Raw genomic sequence first — 17,851 nt, 5'->3', positions numbered from 1 at the left:
TTTTTTTATTTCTTAATCAGCTTTGCATTCGCTGTTTTGTTATTATCTGTTTTTATGGTTACTAAGTAAGCGCCTTGTACCAAAGCCTGGGTATTCATCTTGGTCACTCTGTTTTTGGTTTTGAAGTTCTGAAGCTGTCTTCCGCTCATATCATACAGCATAATATCTGCTTCTTTGAAATCAAAGCCGATTTCTACATAGGCATAATCGGATACCGGGTTCGGATAGATCTTCATTTCATATTTGGCAATCAGATCACTCACCTGCTTGTCGCCCAGTTTTACGATTTTCCAGTTTTCTTTCCCTAGTTCTTTAGCACTGGTTCCGGCTAACACAATAGAACCATCTCTGTTCAGCTTTAAATCTGAAAGTCTTTCCTCTTTTTGTCGGGATTCTCCTGTTATATGTTTTCTCCACTGTTCATTTCCGTTACCATCTAAATACAGCATCCAGAAGGTCTCATCATCTTTTTGTATTCTTCCTTCTGCTTGAGTGTAACCTCCAAGTAAAATTCCTTTTGAAGACTTGTCATCTGCAGAATGAATCACACTCATTCCCATCAGAATATCACGGTTTTTGAAATTGTAGGATTTTTGCCACTGCTCATCGCCTCTTTCATTCAATGCAATCAGCCATAGATCCGTACCTTCTTCAATACCTACTGTTTTGTTTCCTGATCGTTCTGATCGGGATTCACCACCAATAACATAACCGTTTGATATTAAAGCCAAAGTTCTGATATGGTCGTCTCCCTTACCTCCAAAGTTCTTTTCCCATTCTACTTTTCCATTTTTATCCAGTTTGACAATCCAGTAGTCGCCTTCGCCGAAGTTGCTGCTGGCTTTTGGCTTTTGGCTAATGGCTGTTGGACTAACAGATTGTTCACCTAAAGACTTCTCTTCGCGGGTTCTAGCTCCTGAACCCATATCACGAACCTCGGAACTTCTTGAATATATTCCTAATAAAGCTCCACCGTCTTTCGTTGGAATCATTTTTTCGACTTCGTCTAAGCCTTTTCCGCCTAATATCAATTGAGAAAGTTCTTTACCCTCTTTGTCGAGTCTGGTTATCCAGACATCTTTAGAACCATAGCCTTTGGAAGAGTTCTGGACATTTCCGGCGACAAAAAAGCCTAAGTCTGTCGTTTGAATAACAGATTTAGCTTCCTCATCAGAAGAAGTACCCAATGTTTTCTGCCATAATTCATCACCGAATTCATTGATCCGGATGAGCCAGATATCGGAACCACTTTTGGAATCATCTTTCTTATCGAGTCCTTTTCCTGAATAAGAAGTTCCGGCTAAAAGGAATCCGCCATCCTGAGTACTTACCGTTGCAGATAAATAGTCATGATTTTGTCCTGAGAAATACTTTTCCCAAGCTTCTTCTCCCTGTTGATTCAATTTTATCAAATGGAAATCATAACCGTTGTTCTGTTTATTGCCTTGTTGGAGTTTGTCGCTCTGTATAGAGCTTCCTGTAATAAGATACTGCTGATCGATGGTCGTAGTCACCTGACTTAGAAAATCTTGGGTAGTGGATTGGATGTCTTTCTGCCAGAGTACTTCCTGAGCAGACATACCCAGAACCGTGCATACAGTACATGCACCGAGATAAATTTTTTTCATTCCCGTGTTGTTTTTGAGTTTAATGATTAGGTTTTTAAATTCGCGCAAATTTAACTTTTTTTCGTTAGCACAAATCATATCTATGTGATTTAACACTAAATATTTGTAATGAATTATGGAATTTCATTACATTTTTATGATTTTATACTATTTTATCCAAAGCTACCACAACACGACGACAGAGCACGTCGTATTATTTTAAAACTATTTTTAACTTAGGAGAGCTCTTAATGAAAATGCAGGAGAAAAGATCTTTCCAGGTGATAAAAAATGAGTTTCAGAAACAAAAGTTATGATGTAAAAAGTCTTCTATTGATAAAATAACGTCGATTTTGAACCTTAGCAACAATATCATTCATCATTCATCATTCATCATTCATCATTCATCATTCATCATTCATCATTCATCATTCATTACTCATTATTTATTACTCATTACTCATAAAAATAGCCCCGATAGTAACGGTTACCCCGCAACACAGGTTAGAAAGCCGGGGGATTGAGCACTGGAATGCTCTGGCGTGAGGAGTATGAGTGGATAGCGGGATCAAGCTTCTAAAAAATGTTTAAAACTGCATACATTCATAAAAAAAGCCACCCTTTCGAGTGACTTACTTTTACTTTGAAAAACTTGATCTTATTGATAAATTACTACATCATCTTTTTTAATTTGGTAACCCGTCTTTTTGTAGGGAACCAGCACATAAGTTTCTTTAATATAGCTTCCGCTTTTCCAGCTTTTAGCTTTTCCTTCCTTTTCAAGGATAATACTTTTTGCATTTCCATCCGGAATAAAGATTTCTGCCCGTTTCATATCTTTACTAAAAATAACGGCCGTCATGGTAGTAGAGCTTTTATCTGAGCCTACTTCCTTTAATTTGATTTTCTGCTCAAAAACCCGCACACAATTATTTCTGATTTGCGAATAGGTATACCCTGCAGAGCCGATACAACCGTGAACATCTCTGTCACCTCCCAAAGCCGGAGTTTTTTGTTGGGCAAAAACTAAAGAGCCTAGGAACATCATGCTAAATAAAATTGGTTTTTTCATATTTAAATTATTAATGTTTTCTGTTTGGTAAAAAGTCTTTGGGAAATAAAGATATTAAATTCATTCTTAGTTACAAAAACATTCTTTTTGAGCAACTTATAAAGTCCATTCATTCAGGAAGCCATCTGCACACAAAAAAAGCCACCCTTCCGGGTGACTTAATTTCTTTATTGATAGATTACAACATTATCCTTTTTAAGCTGATAACCGCTTTTTTTGTAAGGAGTCAATACATAATCTTCATTTTTCCACGCTTTCGCTTTTCCTGCTCTGGTAAGAATTACACTCCCTCCTTCTGCATCTTTAACAAAGACTTCAGCTTTCTTCTTGTCTTTGCTGAAAATAACAGCGGCAATATAGTCTCCTTTTGTAGCAACTTCTTTTAGCTTTATTTTTTCTTCAAAAGTTCTTACACAGTCTTTCTTGATCTGTGAATACGTATATCCTGCTGAACCGATACATCCATGATCATCTTTATCACCACCCAAAACCGGTGTTTGTTGTGCAAATACTAAAGTACCAAGGAACATTGCGCTCAATACAACTGTTTTTTTCATATTGTTTATATTATGATAACCAGACACGGTATTAATAAAAATCATGCCAGAAAAACATAAAACATATGGCTGTGAAAAACTTTTTCTACTTCTTATTTTGTCCAGATAATCTTTGCATGCTTCACCTCATCGGAGCTGGTTCCGATCATAATATCAAACTCTCCTGATTCCCAGTCATATTTTAAATCTCCATTGTAAAACTTCAGGGTTTCCGGGGTAATCGTAAAGGTTACTTTTTTAGATTCTCCTTTTTTCAAAAATACTTTCTGGAAACCTTTTAACTCTTTTACAGGTCTTGTAATACTTCCCACCATATCTCTGATATACAACTGAGCAACCTCTGCACCATCATAATTTCCGGAATTGGTTATGGTAACAGATGCTTGAATCTCTTGACTTCCTTTAGGGTTAGTATTGGAAATACTGATGTCTGAATAATTGAATTTTGTATAGCTTAATCCATATCCAAATGCATACAACGGGGTATTGCACTCATCCATATAATTGGAACGGAATCTTTGGTATTCGCATTTATCAGTCAGCTTCTGATCTAGTGGGCGGCCTGTATTTTTAGCATTATAATAAATAGGAACCTGCCCTAAGCTTCTTGGGAACGTCATTGGAAGTTTTCCAGATGGGTTTACTTTTCCGAAAAGAACATCTGCCATCGCATTTCCCGCTTCTGAACCTGGGAACCATGCATTAAGAATGGCATCAGGAGTGTCCTTTACGTTTGTTAATGCTAATGGACGACCCGTGAAAAGAATCATTGCAATTGGTTTTCCGGTCTTTTTCAATTCGTTCAAGAGGTCAACCTGAGACTGAGGAATGGTAATTTCTGACCTTGATGAAGATTCACCACTCATTTCTGCAGATTCTCCAATGGCCAAAACAATAACGTCGGCCTTATTGGCAACATCCACCGCCTCTTTTAGCAATTCTTCTTTTGAACGATTATCTCTATCGGTTTTCTTTCCGTGAGCAGCATAGATTTCTTCCAATTTTGCATCGTAATCGATATTGGCTCCTTTTGCGGAAAGGAATTTTACTTCTTTACCATAATTTGCCTGAAGTCCCTGCATTAGGTTAACTGAAACACTGTGTTTTGTAGCAACACTCCAGGTTCCGGCCATGTTCATGGAGTTATTGACCAATGGTCCAATTACTGCAACGGTTCCTGATTTTTTTAAAGGCAATATCTGGTTTTCATTTTTCAGTAAAACCATTGACTGAGCGGCAACGTTTCTAGCGATATTACGATTTTCCAGGTTGTACACTTCTTTGGCTGCCAGTTTTGCATCTCCGTGTTTGTATGGATTATCAAAAAGCCCTAAGTCATATTTTGCTTCAAGGATCCTTCTGGCTGCCATATCAATCTCAGCCTGGGTAACTTTTCCTTCAGACAGAGATTTTTTTAACGTGGTTAAAAAGCCTTCTCCTACCATGTCCATATCAACTCCTGCTTTTAAAGCCAGTGCTGAAACCTGCTGAAGATCACCCATTCCATGATCTACCATTTCATTGATCCCGGTATAATCGGTTACTACAAATCCTTTGAATTTCCATTGATTTCTCAAAACTTCAGTCTGCAGCCATCTGCTTCCTGTAGCAGGAACTCCGTCTACTTCATTGAAAGAAGCCATTACAGAGGCCACTCCTGCATCTACAGCTGCTTTATAAGGTGGAAAATACTCGTTGAACATCCTTACATGGCTCATATCAACGGTATTATAATCTCTGCCGGATTCTCCAGCTCCGTATAATGCAAAGTGCTTAACACACGCTAATATATTGGTACCATTAGCCAGGTCTTTACCTTGATAACCGTATACCATATTTTTTGAGATCTCGCTTCCTAAATACGGATCTTCACCGGAACCTTCGGAAACCCTTCCCCATCTTGGTTCGCGGGAAATATCCACCATTGGCGAAAAGGTCCAGTTGATTCCATCAGAAGCGGCTTCTCTTGCTGCTACTCTTGCAGACTGCTGTACCAGGTTCATATCCCATGAAGCGGCTAGCCCTAAGGGAATTGGAAATGTTGTTTCATATCCGTGGATCACATCCATTCCGAAGATCATTGGAATTTTCAAACGGCTTTTTTCAACAGCAACCTTCTGAACCGCTTTAATCTTGTCCGCTCCTTTTATATTGAATAATCCGCCTACTAATCCCTGTTCTACTTTTTTCCCGATATCTGAACTCTGAGCCATTCCGGTAGTAAAGTCTCCGGAAGTGGGAAGGTTCAGCTGGCCGATTTTTTCATCTAACGTCATTTTAGATAAAAGATTGTCTACAAAGGCTTTCTTCTTCGCCTGATATTGTGCAGTCTGATAAGACTGTACAGGCTTGTCTACCATTTCCTGAGCGGAAAACACCGGCGAAAGTGCCAGGGTTGCAAGTACAATTAACTTTTTCATAAATCTATCTTCTTATATTATTGTTTTGATTTTTATGTAGTTCCTTTCGTTTCCCGAAACTTATATTCTTATTTATTTTTCTTTCTTTTTAGACAGCATCCATTCATATAACTGTGGATTTGAATAGGCAGAATCCCATGAGTTATGATTATCATTAGGGAAAATCACTAATTCTGCCGAAGGATTCACAGGGTGAAGTTTCTGATAAAATTTGAAAGCATTTTCCGGTAATACAATATCATCCATTCCTCCATGAAATATTTTCATATTCAAGTCTTTAAATTGCTGAATATTGGCCGTCATCACCTGATCTGTTGGTGCACAAACTGAAGCAACTGCTGCAAACATCTCAGGGTGCTCCATCGCCAGCTTTAAAGTTCCCCAACCTCCCATGGAAAGCCCAGTCAAATAAATTCTGGAAGCATCAATTTTATATTTTTTCTGAATATCCTTAATCAAATTATAGACTGTAACCGTATCCCACCAGGTATCTGCCGGGCATTGTGGGGCCAGAATAGCTACCGGTTCTTTGATCAGATTTTTATAAGTAAACGGGCTGTGTGCTTTTACCAGTTCAAGGTTATTTCCTCTTTCTCCAGAACCATGCAGAAAAACGATTAATGGAACATTTCCTTTTGTGTTTTTAGGATAATCCAGTATATAGGACATTTTCTCCTGTCGTTTAAACTCTTTGTTCAGTTCTGCTTTTATCTCCTGAGCATTCAGTTGTAAAGAGAATGGCAGCAATAAAAGAGGGATATGCTTTAATTTTAATTTCATATTGTTATTCAGGTTTTGGCTAAAGCCATTGGATGGATTTTTTTTATTTAAACAGGCTAAAACCCGTTTCTATTGAATTGATTCTCTTAATAGCCATTAATTCACAAATAAAATTTGTTCATGTACTTGAAACTAATAAGAAAGATCTATTTGATTCCATATTTTGGTGACTGGAAGTTTAGTTTCTTCAAGCCTTGTTGTATTTCCGGAGCATTCATGAATAGCTTCCAAAGGAAACCGGTTCTGTAATTTTCAATCATGGGTGCTATCGTACCCTGGTCAATAGCCAGATACCTTGGAGTAAACCAGTTGTTATAATTGATGGAAGTTGCATCATAAGGACCTGCTGAACCAATAAATTCAGGTTTCTGAGTATAGATGAACCTCAGAAAGTCCATGGATTCTTTTGGAGTGTATGGGAAGCTGCTTAACGCTGCCGTAGGAGTTATAACTCCATTATCATTACTTGGCATGTGCGCTGTATAGCCAGTACTTCCGTCCTCATTTCTTGTATAGCCGGCTGTTAGCCCCCAATAGTTTGGACCGTAGCCTTTCCATTGTTTTGGGTTTTCAACACAGTATTTATAATCAATAAGGGTTTGATTTTTATTAATATCAAAGTAGTTTTTCACCAGTTTATCGGATAATCCTGTAGGATCAAGCCCGATATATGAATATTGAGCCCAGAAAAGTGGCCCGCCGTATTCCTCGGCATAGTTGTGCTTTACATAAAGAGGTAATCCGTATTTTGTTTTGTTGGTAAGGTAGGTCCCGTTTCTGGTCCAGCCTTTATAATAAGTTTCAGCATCAATTGAGTAGGTAGGTGAAGATGCAGCAAGAATATAGGTAATTAAACATTCATTATATCCTTCCAGTGGAAAGTTCATTTCCCATTGGTATTCCGGTGACCAGTGCCAGTACAACACCTTTTCACCTCCTTTGGTGTACCAGTTCCATTGAATTCCTTTCCAAAGTTCATCACATTTTGCAGCTAAAGCTTTTTCTTCAGTATTTCCATTTTTAAAGTATTCACGAACCATTAATATTCCTGAAGTAAGGAATGCTGTTTCTACAAGATCTCCGCCGTTATCTTTCTTTCCAAAAGGAACTGTCTTACCCGTTTCTCCATTGATCCAATGTGACCAAGCCCCTTTGTGGCGATCTGCTTTTGCCAAAAAATCCATGATATGGGTTAATCTTTTCACAACTTCTTTTCTTGGAACAAATCCTCTCTCTACTCCTACCAATAAAGTCGCTAATCCAAATCCTGAACCTCCGGTTGTGATAACATGCTTATCATGATCCGGATAGATATCATCTTCATGGTAACGCTCTCTTCCCAACATAGAATTAGGTTCTGCATACTCCCAGAAGTACTTTAAGGCATCTTTCTGTACTTGATCCATCAGCTGCTCATCAGTAATGGTGCTTTTCACTCCATTATTTTTTACAATTTCCGGTTTGGAAACCTGAGCATTTTTACAAGAAAAAGTAAAGAATAAAGAAGTTACGGCAATTGATAATAGGGTCCTTTTCATTGGTATCGGGTTATGGGTTATAAAATTAGAGGAGAATTTTCACTCTCCTCTAGTTTATGGTTATATGTTAATATCCTGGGTTTTGTGTAAACACTCCGGCACTTTCAGTAATAGCATCAAATGGAATTGGGAACAATTCATTTTTCCCTGTTTTGAATCCATAAGGGGCAAGAACCGTAGCTGCTTGTCCTGTTCTTACAAGATCTACAAAACGATCTCCTTCCATCGCTAATTCTACTCTACGTTCATTCCAGATTGCAGCTCTAAGAGCTATTTGTGTTGAAGCTGTAGTTCCTGCCAGTTTGGCTCTGGTTCTTACTCGATTAAGATTTGTAGTAGCTACCGAGGTATTTCCTAATTCGTTAGCCGCCTCTGCATTGATTAGAAGAATTTCTGCAAATCTTAATATTCTAATATTCTGAATAGATCCATACCCACAAGCACTCTTATTCAATGCTTTTGGTACATAAACTTTTTGGTTATAGGTAGTCACTGATTGAGCATCACCCATTGCAATTAAATCTCCCTCTGGGGTCGTTTCTCCGTTTCTTAAAATGGTAAGTTCTTTTCTGATATCACCAGGTTCAAAGGCATTTTCAAGTGAGTTGGAAGGAGTAAAGAAACCCCAACCAAACTGATCCCTTACGCCCTGTACTTCTGCATACTGGCTTCCCTTCAGTGGAGGTATACAGTCACAGTTGACTTCAAAAACAGATTCTTTACCAAATTCACCTGATGGTCTGAACACATGATTGAAATCAGGATCCAAGTCATACCCCATCGCCATTACCTGGTTAGAGGTATCATATGCTTTTTGCCAGTCTTTTTTATAAAGATATACTTTGGCAAGTAAACCTAATGCCGCACCTTTTGTTACTCTTCCCAAATCTGAAGCAGGATAAGTCTGAGGAAGAATTTCTGCTGCACTGGTAAGATCAGAAATAATAAAGTTATACACCTCTTCTACTGAGTTTCTAGGAACTTTATAATTACTCTGAAGCCCGTCAAAAATAGGAACACCACCATATATTCTTACTAAGTTAAAATACAGGTATGCTCTCAGCATTTTTGCTTCAGCAACCAATCTTGTTTTTAGCGCTGAATCCATATCAATTTTCGGAACATTGGTAATCACCTGATTACAGCTGTTTAGACCTTGCCATTGCCCGATCCAATACCCTCTTATCCCTTCATCACTAACGGTATAAGTAAAATTATCATATACATTGATAAAAGAAGCATCTCCGGGGTTAGAGCCTTTAACCACATCATCTGCCGGTACTCCAAATACAAACTGATATGGAAAAGCCGAATTTTCCCAACTCCTCAGAAAGCTATAGATAGCACTTGTGGCCTGTATGGCATCCTCTTGCGTTTTGAAGAATGATGCTGCCTCCGTATATCCTTCTTGTTTTATATCTAAATAATCATTACAACTTGCTGCAAGTGATAATAATGCGATTGATAAAAATATCTTTTTCATAATTCTTTCTTGTTAAAATGTTAAATTAAGCCCAACAGTATAAATAGCTGAAATCGGATAGATGTTATTATCCACACCCATTTGTACTCTGTCGGTATTTAAGATTTCAGGTGAGAATCCGTTATATTTAAAGCTAGTCCAAGGGTTTTGAGCACTTACATATAATCTTAATTTGGTAATAGACATTGATTTTGCAAATGATGTAGGTAAATTATACCCTACTTGAATATTTCTGATTCTGATGTAACTGCCATCTTCTACATAGAAACTATTGGGTAAAATAATAGCCTGGTTATTGGTTGCCATTGGATACATATTGGATGTTCCTTCCCCATGCCATCTATTATTATAGAAATCCAGATCCCAGCTTTCGTTTCCATAACGCTGCTCTCGGTTGTAGTTGTAAATTTTGTTACCAAAAACACCTTGAAAATCAATAGCGAAGTCAAAATCGTATATATTCATATTCAACCCGAATCCATAAGTTCCTTTAGGAATAGGACTTCCTAAAAATGTTTTATCTCTCACGTCTATTACACCATTTCCGTCAAGATCTGCAAATTTAAATCCTCCAGCTTGTGCTCCGTTCTGAACAGCAGAGGCATTTACTTCTGCCTGATTCTGGAAAATGCCTACTACCTGATATCCATAATACGAACCTACCGCCTGTCCTTCTTCTAGCCTTATGATTGAGTTACCAAATAGACTTGCTCCTGCATTTAAATAAGAATTATTAGCTACAGAAGTAATTTTGTTTTTAAGTGTAGTCATATTCCCATAGATGCCAAACTTTATATGATCATTGATCTTAGCATCATAGCTGACTGAAAATTCAAATCCTTTATTATTAAAAGAATAAGCATTGGTAACATAATTATTCCAGTTAGAAGCACCAGAAACTGTTCCTTGAACAATACCATATACTACATCCTTGGTATCCTTATCAAAATAAGTAGCATCGATTTTCAGTTTATTATTGAACATAGCCATTTCCAATCCAAAATCTTTACCTGTAGTGGTTTCCCAACCAATATTTGGATCTATCACCCTGTCTATTGTTTGTGCAGGATATCCGGAATTTCCGAAATAGGCACCCGCATCCAGGATAGTCGTATTTAATGTATAGGCTCTCTGTACATCCGGATTTCCTAATTTACCCCAGCTTGCTCTTAATTTTAATAGATTAACAACATTCTGCTCATTCATAAAGTTTTCTCTGGAAATCACCCATCCAGCACTTATTGCAGGAAATACACGAGATCTGTCATTGGCAGAATATTTAGATGTTCCATCTCTACGAACTGAAGCATTCACTAAATATTTTCCATCATAATCATAATTAACCCTTCCAAAAAACGATTGAATTCTATCCTGGTATGGAACAACATCTCTACCTCCTAATTCAAAATCTGTTCGATAAATGTCTGTTCCTTTAGAAATATCCAAAGAAGTATTATTTCCGTTATAGTTTACATTTAACGCTTCAGCATAGGCTTGAGAGTAGGAGTTTCTTGTTCTGGAAAAACCTGCTAATAATTCTAAATTATGTTTTCCAAAGTCCTTCTTCCAGCTTAATGTATTATCCCAAATATAATTTCTAGTTCTGGAATCTCTTGTTATTAATTTATTTGGTTTTTGGTCTGCTACAGGAACATATCCAAATGTTGGAGTATACTCATACTTATTTGAATTGATATTATCTGTACTATAACTGATTCGTAATGTAAAATCTTTTAAAAATTTATATTCCCCCCAAATGTTATTTAACAATCTCTGATCTCTAATTTGAGATCTGAATAAATCCATTTTTGCTCTGGAGTTAGGGACTTTAGCCAGACTAAAATACTGATAATCCCCTGTTGTTGGATTGATGGGAGCATATACTGGAGGCGATGAATAAGCATCCAACAAAGTATTAAGCACAACATCAGTACGCATTTTGGAAAAAGTGAAATTATTTCCGATTGTAATGTGATCAGTAATTTTATAACTCAGGTTCACTTTGGTCGTAAATCTGTTAAATCCACTTCCTGAATTAATTCCTTGCCCTGCTGCCAGGTTTCCTTCATCCTGTAGATTCCCTGCACTTACGTAATAATTCAGTTTTCCAAGAGCTCCTGACGCAGAAATATCATTAGAATTAATAATACTTGTTCTAAAAATTTCTTTAAACCAATCTGTATCAGCAGGATATGATGACCTGTCTAAAAATACAGGATCTTTCGCCTTATCATTGATAAGTTTCTCATTATACAACTGTAAATATTGATCTGAATTAACCATCTTAGGAACATTCGTTACGGTTTTAATTCCTAAATAGGAGTTAAAATTGAAAACCGGTTTTTTCCCTCTTCCTGTTTTAGTTTTAATGATTACAGCACCATTGGACGCTCTTGCTCCATAAATGGCCAAACTCGAAGGATCTTTCAATACACTCATAGATTCAATATCCTGAGGACTTAAGAAAGAAATATCATCGGTAATCATTCCATCTACAATAAAGACAGTTTTACCTGTCAGTGATCCAATACCTCTGATATCTACTCTGGGTGAGCCTCCCGGTGCCCCGGAATTTAATATCTGCACCCCTGCTACTTTTCCTTGTATAGAACTCAGGGGATTGGCGTTAGGTTTATTAGCTAAATCTTTAGCAGAAACGACTCCGATACTACCGGTCACGTTTTCTTTTTTCTGAGATCCATATCCTATCAGAACCACCTCTTCGATCTTCTGCTCTTTAGCAGCCGTATCTTTAGGTTGTGTCTGAGCATTGACATTCATACCGAAGTATAGAACCGCAATGAGACATGAATATTTCAAATTACTTTGTTTCATATAGTTTCAATTTTATTCGTACAATCAGATTTTCAACATTGTCTCATTTCGAAGCATTCAATTTCTCAAATGAAGACATTAGCCAAAAATAGAAAAAAAACCGAAACATGTTAACATATCTTAAAAATTCAAAAAATTTACATTTTTATATATAAAAAACTTCAATTTAATCACATTACGCAAATCAAAAACCAAAATAACCATCAATTTAATATCATATCTTCAATCATTAAATTATATTTTAAACAAAAAAAATCACCAAATAATTCACTAATCATTAATATTTTGTTAAATACAAAATAGTATTTACCTTTGGTGCAGTTTTTGAAAAAAGCAATAAAAAGATCAATGAAAAAATATATTATTGCAGCCGCTCTTATTATAGGAACCGGTGCTGTTATTACCACCACTGTACAATCCTGTACGACATTGGCCACAAGTGACATGGGACTTTCCATTATTAAAAGAATGCTACTCAATGGTATTGATAAAGGAATGGGGATCTACACCAATAAAGAAGCCTTTCTACAGAACAATATGGTAGACAAGGCACTTCCGAAAGAGCTTAGAGATATTAACTCTATGCTGGAAAAAATTGCTCCGTCATTAGTTGCTAAAGAAAGAGATTATATTGCACAGGCTGCTGCGTATACGGTAAACACTTCAAGGCCTATTCTGCAAGGTGCAGTAAACAGTTTAAATGCTCAGGATGTAACCCGAATCATTGAGGGAACGACTGCCACACAAATTCTGAAAGAAAAAACATCTCAACAACTAATTGCAGCTATTGCCCCGAAGGTAGATGAGAAACTTAACGAATATGGGATCGTAAAAACAATTAATACCGCTTTATCCGGCAGTAATTTCCTGGGAAATCTTTTAGGAGGAAATAAAAATACTGTAAACTCAGGTGGATTGAGCCAATTAGCTTCTGAACAACTGGTTGCAGGACTCTTCAATATCATTGAAGATTACGAACACCAGAACTCCAAATCGCTGCTTGGGCCATTTGGAAAATAGGAAAAATTTCATTATATTTATATAATATTAAGAACCGCAGATGGACATATTACAAGGAAATCAACACGCAAGTCCTGAAGATTTCTATAAATCTTTAAAGGAGAAACTGGAAGGTCATCATGATTTTCCTGAGGATTATTTATTTAAATTTATTATTCCTACAGACCAATCAAAACTTACTGAAATTTACAAGGTTTTTGATGGTATTAAATTTACATTAGGGAACCGCGAAAGCAAAAATGGAAAATACACAGCCTGCAACATCAATGCATTTGTTTTAGATGCCAATCAGGTAGTGAAAATTTATCAAGAAGTAGCAAAAATAGAAGGCGTTATTCTATTGTAAAATAAAAAAAGGCTGTCAGAAATGATGGTCTTTTTATTAGAGAATAAAAAGTTATGTACAAATAAAACTGCGGCTGTTTCGTAAGAAACAGCCGCAGTTTTTATATATTTTTATTATTTCTCAATAAAGAACTTTACATTCTCAATAGGCCTTCCCAACATGGCTACTGAACCTTTTACCAAGATAGGTCTTTGTATCAGAGAAGGGTTTTCAGACAGAATTTTAATCCATTCTTCTTCCGAATAATTCTTATCTGCATACTCTTCAACATACAGTTTATCTGTCTTTCGAATGATATGAAAAACGCTCTGATTCAGCTTCTTCAATACGGTTTTGATCTCCAGAACACTTAGTGGGTCTTCAATAATATTAATGATCTCGAAATGAACTCCGTTTTCATCAAGATATTCCAAAACTGCATTGGATTTTGAACAGTTTCCGTTATGTAAAACTTTCACTAACATTTCTAATTATTTTAATAAATTAAACTTGCTTCTCACAAATTTAATAAGAATTCAATGGATGTTGTCTTAATGTTCTGATAAAAGTATGTTAAAACAATCCGTGCAATTCTGTTTCAATTTTTTCCAAAATCAATCCAAAATCCTCAGGTTTTTCAACGAAATCTAAATTATCTACTTCTATAATTAATAGTTTTCCTTCTGTATAATTGGAAATCCATTTTTCATATTTCTGATTCAACTTTGAAAGATATTCAATACTGATGGATGCTTCATATTCGCGTCCTCTTTTGTAGATTTTCTTAACCAGATTCGGAACGTCGGATTTTAAGTAAATTAAAAGATCCGGTGCCGAAACAAAAGATTTCATCAGATCAAAAACAGATGAATAATTATTGAAATCCCTGTCGGAAAGAAGGTTCATATCATTAAGGTTCTCTGCAAAGATATGTGCATCTTCATAAATAGTACGGTCCTGAATAATATTTTTACCGCTTTCTCTGATCTCTTTTACCTGACGGAATCTGCTTCCCAGAAAATATACCTGCAGCGCAAAGCTCCACTTGCTCATATCTGAATAAAAATCCTCCAGATAAGGGTTGTGATCTACGTCTTCAAACTGTGCATCCCATCCGTAATGCTTAGAAAGCATCGTAGTTAAAGTTGTTTTTCCTGCTCCAATGTTTCCTGTAACTGCAATATGCATAATTCTTTTTCCTTGTATTTACTGATTAATTGATAAGCTTTTCTACGCCTGTTGCCTGAACTTCGGAAGTTTCTTCAATCAACTGTTCCAACGTATGGTCAGAAGTCTTCTTTTCTGTTCCATTTTCATTGGATGTTTCTTTGCCATTCTCCACGGGTTTTCCGGTAGATTGCTCGATGATCTGAAGTTCAGCTTCCTGTTGTTTTTGCTGTCTGGCTTTCTTTACTCTTTCAAGGTTGTAAAGATAGAGTTTGTTCCCCTTGATTTCAAAATAAGAAAGGATGTTTTTATCCACAATTTGTGCATCGGGGTCATCAAAAACCACACTCATTCCTTTCTCCGGAACATATTTTAAGATAGAATTATTGGCAACCACCAAAATATTATCATTTTCCCGTCTGAAACGTTTTCCATTATCCACCGGCGCTTCAAATAGTTTTTCAAACTTCAGATTATAAATTCTGATATGCTTTTTGGTGAGAACATACACTTTGGTTTCATACACCAAAAGATCCATCAGATCCTCGAAACTGATATCAAAAGGAAATGAATTGATGGTGGTATCATTTCTGAAATTGTACTGTATCAAGCGTTTTGTACTGTCATCTAATAACCATAACTGCTGTAGATCTTCAGCATAGGCCATTCTGATAAAACCAAATTTCTGTTTGAAATCAATTCTTTGGATTTCATTCATATTCTGGTCTACAAATTTCATTTCCTGGGCATTTTCCGAAAATAAAGGCACGGTCAAAGGATTTTGTACCGTTTGGACCTTATAAGGAACAGTAAGCATCATTTTCCCAATCTGTTTCCCTAAAGAATCATATTTGGTAAAACTAAAGTCTTTATTTTTATAGATATACAGGTTTCCATAATCATCGGCTAACATATCTTTGGCCTCTTTCAACTTCAAAGTATCCAAAGGAAGAACGTTCTGTGCCGCAGAGGAACAGAAAATGAAAATGCATATCAGATAGATTAATCTCAAAATTCTTTTACTAAGATAGCGCTCCTCACGGAACGCTACCAATTTACACTTTATTTTATTCGAATAGAAATTGTTATGAAACTTTTCTTATTTAATAACAACTTCATAAATCTTCGGCCAGTTCTTTCCTGTTACCAGCATATTTTCTCCTTTGAAAGCAATTCCATTCAGAACATCATCTGTTCCTTTGGTGTTTTGTTTTGCAATTTCTGTAAAATCAAATGTCCCAACTACTTCTCCGGTTGTAGGGTTAATTTTCAGAATGATTGGCTTTTGCCATACATTCGCATACAGGAATCCGTTGTGAAATTCCAGCTCGTTTAGCTGGTCGTATGCTTGTGAACTTCCCGCTACAGCAATATATTTGATTAGTTTTGATGGATCATTAGGATCAAGAAAGTATAAAAGTTTACTTCCGTCTGAAGCAATCAGGCTTTTCCCGTCATACGTCAATCCCCAACCTTCACCCAATACGTTCGGATAAGCAAATTCCGAAAGTAATTTAAGAGAACTTTTATCATAAATATATCCTTTTTTACTCTGCCAGGTCAATTGATATACTTTATCTCCTACAATCGTACTTCCTTCTGAAAAATCTTCCGGAGCCTGTTTAGTAGACGCAAGTGGTGTAGTGGTTCCCAATGTATATTTTAAGATCTGCGAAGACCCATTCTGACCGTCACTTTCATAGATCGTATTTCCTTCAGCCTGGAATCCCTGTACAAAGTTTTTAGGATCATGAGGATATTCTGCTACAATCTGGTAAGCAATATTTTTTTCAGGATTTTTTGCAAATACATTGATGGTAGCATCCTGATTCAAGGTTTCTCCACCTTTGGTTTTGATATTAAAAGTAACGGCATTATCTCCTAATGTAAAAAACTTAGGATCAATCGTTAAATCTGTTGTTTCCTTATCTCCAAAACTGATGGTCACGCTTTCTGCATTTTCCGTTACTTCTTTCGGAAGTTGAAGTTTATCACCGAAATGATATCCTTTTGCCATCATTGAATTATTATAAGTGTTTAATGTATCAAGAATTTCCTTATCCTTATTACAAGATGCCAGTAGTAAAATTGCTGCGAAACCCGCTATTATATTTTTTTTCATTGACTTTCTAAATATTTCCCCAAAAATAGCAAATTTTATTCCGTATTGCCAATATTATCCATAGGTTCACCAAATTGTAGGATATATCCGTTGTTATCGTACACTGCAAATTCCCTCATTCCCCATTCAAAAGTTTCAATTTCATAACAGATTTTTGCCTTTGTTTTAAGATGTTCCCATAATTCATCTACTTTATTTACATTAAAATAAAATGATCCTGTAAAACCAATGGTCACAGTATTCTCATGTTTATTGGGTAAAGCAAGCATGATATACACCTCATCTTTTCTCAGGGATGCCCAATGCCAGTCATCATTTCTGGCTAATAGCTCAAAACCGAGAATATGCAAATAAAAACCTATAGTTTCATCGAGGTTTTCCGTCCAAAGCATGGGTCGAAATCCAGTAAATCTGCTCATAACTTCTATAATTGAAAAGTATCTCTGTGAATCTTCATATTAATTGAAACCCAGGTTTCATCATCAATTTTCGCTTCATTCTTTACAGCCGGATCAATAACAAAGCCTACTTTTTTGTAACATTCAATGGCTCCGGTATTCCAGTCGTAGACATTCAGTTCCGCCAGTTCTCTGTTTAAATGACTGAATCCATACTTCAGAAGTTCCTGCATCACCTTTTTGCCATACCCTTTTCCCCTGTTATTCTCATCCCATATTAAAATTCTTCCCAACAGAAATGTTTCATCTTTTAGAAATATTTGGGCATGACCGATTGTATTTTGATTTTCTACATCAATTATCTTGAATAGCGTCCTGTTTTCATCAGACAAATCTACTTCAAGCTGATCTTTGGTTAAAGGAAAGCGATACATAGGCCCGGCAAACTGCAGAAGGGCTTTTTTATCTTTAATATTTGAAATCAATGCTGACGCATCATTAATATGAAAAGACTCTAATGCTATCAT

Annotated in this window: 16 protein-coding genes; 2 read left to right on the top strand and 14 right to left on the bottom strand. The window is 36.3% G+C overall.

Annotation, left to right across the window (positions count from 1 at the left end; genetic code table 11):
* Positions 1–5: 5 nt before the first annotated feature.
* The 8 genes from EG344_RS19600 to EG344_RS19565 form a co-directional block, all read right to left on the bottom strand.
* Entirely contained in the window at positions 6–1,628 is a 1,623-nt protein-coding gene (locus tag EG344_RS19600; protein WP_123911037.1) for a T9SS type A sorting domain-containing protein, read from the bottom strand.
* Positions 1,629–2,265: 637 nt separating this feature from the next.
* Positions 2,266–2,679 carry a hypothetical protein gene (locus EG344_RS19595; protein ID WP_123911036.1) on the bottom strand — a complete coding sequence of 138 codons (414 nt, stop codon included), beginning with the start codon at positions 2,677–2,679 and terminating at the stop codon, positions 2,266–2,268.
* A 167-nt stretch (positions 2,680–2,846) separates the two neighbouring features.
* Positions 2,847–3,236, bottom strand: a complete 390-nt coding sequence (locus tag EG344_RS19590) for a hypothetical protein (RefSeq protein ID WP_123911035.1) — start codon at positions 3,234–3,236, stop codon at positions 2,847–2,849.
* A 92-nt stretch (positions 3,237–3,328) separates the two neighbouring features.
* Complete coding sequence (gene bglX / locus EG344_RS19585; RefSeq protein WP_123911034.1) at positions 3,329–5,656, bottom strand: beta-glucosidase BglX; 2,328 nt, start codon at positions 5,654–5,656, stop codon at positions 3,329–3,331.
* A 72-nt stretch (positions 5,657–5,728) separates the two neighbouring features.
* On the bottom strand, positions 5,729–6,436 hold the full coding sequence (locus tag EG344_RS19580; RefSeq protein WP_123911033.1) for a prolyl oligopeptidase family serine peptidase: 708 nt from the start codon (positions 6,434–6,436) through the stop codon (positions 5,729–5,731).
* Between the two features lie 146 nt (positions 6,437–6,582).
* The gene (locus EG344_RS19575; RefSeq protein WP_123911032.1) at positions 6,583–7,974 is read right to left on the bottom strand and encodes a glucoamylase family protein; all 1,392 of its coding nucleotides are present in this window, start codon (positions 7,972–7,974) and stop codon (positions 6,583–6,585) included.
* Positions 7,975–8,041: 67 nt separating this feature from the next.
* Entirely contained in the window at positions 8,042–9,457 is a 1,416-nt protein-coding gene (locus EG344_RS19570; RefSeq protein ID WP_123911031.1) for a RagB/SusD family nutrient uptake outer membrane protein, read from the bottom strand.
* A 12-nt stretch (positions 9,458–9,469) separates the two neighbouring features.
* Positions 9,470–12,292, bottom strand: coding sequence for a SusC/RagA family TonB-linked outer membrane protein (locus tag EG344_RS19565; protein ID WP_123911030.1), 2,823 nt, complete (start codon positions 12,290–12,292; stop codon positions 9,470–9,472).
* 348 nt (positions 12,293–12,640) lie between these two features.
* On the opposite strand from EG344_RS19565, the gene EG344_RS19560 reads away from it, so the two are divergent.
* Positions 12,641–13,312: a DUF4197 family protein gene (locus EG344_RS19560; RefSeq protein ID WP_123856493.1), complete on the top strand. Its 672-nt coding sequence runs from the start codon at positions 12,641–12,643 to the stop codon at positions 13,310–13,312.
* Between the two features lie 40 nt (positions 13,313–13,352).
* A complete protein-coding gene (locus tag EG344_RS19555) occupies positions 13,353–13,658 on the top strand; it encodes a DUF493 family protein (protein ID WP_123856495.1) in 306 nt (101 codons plus the stop codon).
* Positions 13,659–13,771: 113 nt separating this feature from the next.
* Here the strand turns inward: EG344_RS19555 and EG344_RS19550 are convergent, their stop codons facing one another.
* The 6 genes from EG344_RS19550 to EG344_RS19525 form a co-directional block, all read right to left on the bottom strand.
* On the bottom strand, positions 13,772–14,122 hold the full coding sequence (locus EG344_RS19550) for an ArsC/Spx/MgsR family protein (protein ID WP_123911029.1): 351 nt from the start codon (positions 14,120–14,122) through the stop codon (positions 13,772–13,774).
* 88 nt (positions 14,123–14,210) lie between these two features.
* Positions 14,211–14,825: a deoxynucleoside kinase gene (locus EG344_RS19545; protein ID WP_123856498.1), complete on the bottom strand. Its 615-nt coding sequence runs from the start codon at positions 14,823–14,825 to the stop codon at positions 14,211–14,213.
* A 25-nt stretch (positions 14,826–14,850) separates the two neighbouring features.
* On the bottom strand, positions 14,851–15,750 hold the full coding sequence (locus tag EG344_RS19540; RefSeq protein WP_228412780.1) for a hypothetical protein: 900 nt from the start codon (positions 15,748–15,750) through the stop codon (positions 14,851–14,853).
* A gap of 153 nt (positions 15,751–15,903) precedes the next feature.
* Entirely contained in the window at positions 15,904–16,926 is a 1,023-nt protein-coding gene (locus EG344_RS19535) for a glutaminyl-peptide cyclotransferase (RefSeq protein WP_123911027.1), read from the bottom strand.
* Positions 16,927–16,961: 35 nt separating this feature from the next.
* Positions 16,962–17,345 (bottom strand): VOC family protein, encoded by a 384-nt coding sequence (locus tag EG344_RS19530; RefSeq protein WP_123911026.1) that lies wholly within the window; start codon positions 17,343–17,345, stop codon positions 16,962–16,964.
* A gap of 5 nt (positions 17,346–17,350) precedes the next feature.
* Positions 17,351–17,851: a GNAT family N-acetyltransferase gene (locus EG344_RS19525; RefSeq protein WP_123911025.1), complete on the bottom strand. Its 501-nt coding sequence runs from the start codon at positions 17,849–17,851 to the stop codon at positions 17,351–17,353.

Origin of the sequence: Chryseobacterium sp. G0162 (genome assembly GCF_003815715.1) — a bacterium.
Lineage (GTDB): Bacteria > Bacteroidota > Bacteroidia > Flavobacteriales > Weeksellaceae > Chryseobacterium.
This window is presented reverse-complemented; position numbering and strand designations above follow the sequence as displayed.

Bases quoted from the DNA above. Each gene is read 5' to 3' on its own strand.
- EG344_RS19535 (WP_123911027.1), bottom strand. From the start codon at position 16,926: ATGAAAAAAAATATAATAGCGGGTTTCGCAGCAATTTTACTACTGGCA.
- EG344_RS19555 (WP_123856495.1), top strand. From the start codon at position 13,353: ATGGACATATTACAAGGAAATCAACACGCAAGTCCTGAAGATTTCTAT.
- EG344_RS19530 (WP_123911026.1), bottom strand. From the start codon at position 17,345: ATGAGCAGATTTACTGGATTTCGACCCATGCTTTGGACGGAAAACCTC.
- EG344_RS19560 (WP_123856493.1), top strand. From the start codon at position 12,641: ATGAAAAAATATATTATTGCAGCCGCTCTTATTATAGGAACCGGTGCT.
- EG344_RS19600 (WP_123911037.1), bottom strand. From the start codon at position 1,628: ATGAAAAAAATTTATCTCGGTGCATGTACTGTATGCACGGTTCTGGGT.
- bglX (WP_123911034.1), bottom strand. From the start codon at position 5,656: ATGAAAAAGTTAATTGTACTTGCAACCCTGGCACTTTCGCCGGTGTTT.
- EG344_RS19545 (WP_123856498.1), bottom strand. From the start codon at position 14,825: ATGCATATTGCAGTTACAGGAAACATTGGAGCAGGAAAAACAACTTTA.
- EG344_RS19565 (WP_123911030.1), bottom strand. From the start codon at position 12,292: ATGAAACAAAGTAATTTGAAATATTCATGTCTCATTGCGGTTCTATAC.
- EG344_RS19570 (WP_123911031.1), bottom strand. From the start codon at position 9,457: ATGAAAAAGATATTTTTATCAATCGCATTATTATCACTTGCAGCAAGT.
- EG344_RS19575 (WP_123911032.1), bottom strand. From the start codon at position 7,974: ATGAAAAGGACCCTATTATCAATTGCCGTAACTTCTTTATTCTTTACT.
- EG344_RS19580 (WP_123911033.1), bottom strand. From the start codon at position 6,436: ATGAAATTAAAATTAAAGCATATCCCTCTTTTATTGCTGCCATTCTCT.
- EG344_RS19550 (WP_123911029.1), bottom strand. From the start codon at position 14,122: ATGTTAGTGAAAGTTTTACATAACGGAAACTGTTCAAAATCCAATGCA.
- EG344_RS19525 (WP_123911025.1), bottom strand. From the start codon at position 17,851: ATGATAGCATTAGAGTCTTTTCATATTAATGATGCGTCAGCATTGATT.
- EG344_RS19595 (WP_123911036.1), bottom strand. From the start codon at position 2,679: ATGAAAAAACCAATTTTATTTAGCATGATGTTCCTAGGCTCTTTAGTT.
- EG344_RS19590 (WP_123911035.1), bottom strand. From the start codon at position 3,236: ATGAAAAAAACAGTTGTATTGAGCGCAATGTTCCTTGGTACTTTAGTA.